Origin of the sequence: Synechococcus sp. WC101 (assembly GCF_047461555.1) — a bacterium.
Classification (GTDB): domain Bacteria; phylum Cyanobacteriota; class Cyanobacteriia; order Thermostichales; family Thermostichaceae; genus Thermostichus.
Window position 1 is genome coordinate 1 of sequence record NZ_JANSHG010000250.1, and the last position, 2301, is coordinate 2301.

1 pseudogene and 1 CRISPR repeat array are annotated in these 2301 nt (G+C 55.2%); the pseudogene reads left to right on the forward strand.

The features are described from left to right. Window positions 1–544 (forward strand): annotated as a pseudogene (locus tag NW809_RS12060) (AarF/ABC1/UbiB kinase family protein); the annotation flags it as partial. 258 nt (window positions 545–802) lie between these two features. Further along, window positions 803–2253: direct repeats of the CRISPR family, unit length 36 nt; unit sequence GTTCCCCCTTCGGGGGGATCCCTAGAAATTGGAAAC. Window positions 2254–2301: the final 48 nt, after the last annotated feature.

Below are 2301 nucleotides of genomic sequence, written 5' to 3' on the forward strand. Positions count from 1 at the left end.
GGATTTTAGCCAGCTTTTCTCCGAGATCCTGCAAGCAGCGCGGCGCAACCAGATCCGCATCCCCGGCAACCTGGGGCTGTGCGCCAAGGCCCTGGCCAATCTGGAAGGGATCGCCCGCCAGCTCACCCCAGACTACAATCTGCCGGAGCAAATTCGCCCCCTGATGGCGGACGTGTTTCGGCAGCAGTTGCTGGGGGAAGCTCCCCTACCCTCGCTGCTGCGCACAGCCTTGGACCTGAAAAACCTCTCGCTGCAGTCGCCGCGGCAATTGGAAGTGCTGCTTAGCCGCATCACCTCGGAAACCCAACGCTGGAACCTCACCATCCAAGAGCTGGAAGACCTCCGCATCAGCCTGGATCAGTCGGCCAACCGCCTCTCCTACAGCATCCTGGTCGGATCCCTGATTATCGGCGCCGCCATCATCTCGGCGCAAACCCAGCGCTTCCAGGTCTTCTGGCTGAGCGAGCTGCTTTTTGGCGCCGCCAGCCTCTTGGGACTGTGGCTCATCCTCAGCATCCTCCGCTCCGGTCGCCTGCGCAATTAGCCCCTAGCTCGGACTTGCCAGGGATCCCGATCCTAGCCATGTTGCCAAAAGCACATAAAAACGGTATCAACGCTTCTGCGAGCGCCTCGCCAAAACCCGCAAAAGCCGATTTTTTCGTTGACCCGCTCGATGCCTTGCGCCACAAGGCTTTCAGGCCTCTCACCCCTCCTCTGCAAGGCCTTTTTTTGCCCTCTTCGACCGACCCCCTCGCAAATAGGCCTTGCATTCCTTGCCCCGCTTGGGTTTAATAAGGGTAGAGTTCCCCCTTCGGGGGGATCCCTAGAAATTGGAAACGTCAACTCCCATTGCCCATCCCGACACGTGGTGGGTCGTTCCCCCTTCGGGGGGATCCCTAGAAATTGGAAACTCGACTTGGCTGCTGTCCTGAGCGGTGGGCTAACCAAGGATGTTCCCCCTTCGGGGGGATCCCTAGAAATTGGAAACTCTCAAAGAGCCTGCCAGTCGTCGCCCCAAAGACCTAGACGTTCCCCCTTCGGGGGGATCCCTAGAAATTGGAAACCGCCAAGAGAGTCGTTCTGAAGCTCCCTTGGCTATTGTTGGTTCCCCCTTCGGGGGGATCCCTAGAAATTGGAAACTTTACCGTTTTGTACTAGTAGTACTTTACGAATACCTTGTTCCCCCTTCGGGGGGATCCCTAGAAATTGGAAACAAACAGAGAGCGAATGTTTCTCAGGCTGGACAACTGCAAGTTCCCCCTTCGGGGGGATCCCTAGAAATTGGAAACTTGGGTAGCAAAGCAGGAACGGGCCGTTGAACCTCGTTCCCCCTTCGGGGGGATCCCTAGAAATTGGAAACCAGTCGCCGAGAGTCTTGTAGTTGTCCCTCATAACAAGTTCCCCCTTCGGGGGGATCCCTAGAAATTGGAAACAGTACTGCCGGTTCCCAATCTGCTTGACTACGAGCCGTGGTTCCCCCTTCGGGGGGATCCCTAGAAATTGGAAACGCGGTCAGCCAAGTACGAGCAGCTTGGAGTCTCTTGTTCCCCCTTCGGGGGGATCCCTAGAAATTGGAAACCTCATATAAGAGAAAGACAGAGATTAGTTAGACGGAGGAAGTTCCCCCTTCGGGGGGATCCCTAGAAATTGGAAACTTGGGTGGGCTTCTGTGCAAGCCTGTGTGGCTTCACAGGTTCCCCCTTCGGGGGGATCCCTAGAAATTGGAAACGCGGATAATGTCATCAGCCTCATAGAGGCTGTTGGTAAGTTCCCCCTTCGGGGGGATCCCTAGAAATTGGAAACGAACTCCTCAGCTGTGAACATAACGGGCCTCCCTTTTCAGGTTCCCCCTTCGGGGGGATCCCTAGAAATTGGAAACTCCATATGGTTAAGCAACCATTGGACTTCGGGTATGGTGTTCCCCCTTCGGGGGGATCCCTAGAAATTGGAAACATCCGTAACGACTTTACACCAGTCGGAGATTTAACCCAATCGTTCCCCCTTCGGGGGGATCCCTAGAAATTGGAAACATCCAGGGCTAGTTGCTGCTGGTCTACGTATTTGATAAGTGTTCCCCCTTCGGGGGGATCCCTAGAAATTGGAAACTCATTAAGAGTGCAATTCGAAAGTCGGAACTGTGCAAGTTCCCCCTTCGGGGGGATCCCTAGAAATTGGAAACTGTACAAATTCCCGCTCCCAGTCTTCAAGGCGCGCCATGTTCCCCCTTCGGGGGGATCCCTAGAAATTGGAAACCGCATGGCAAAATCAACCAGGTCGTTATCTAAAAACGTTCCCCCTTCG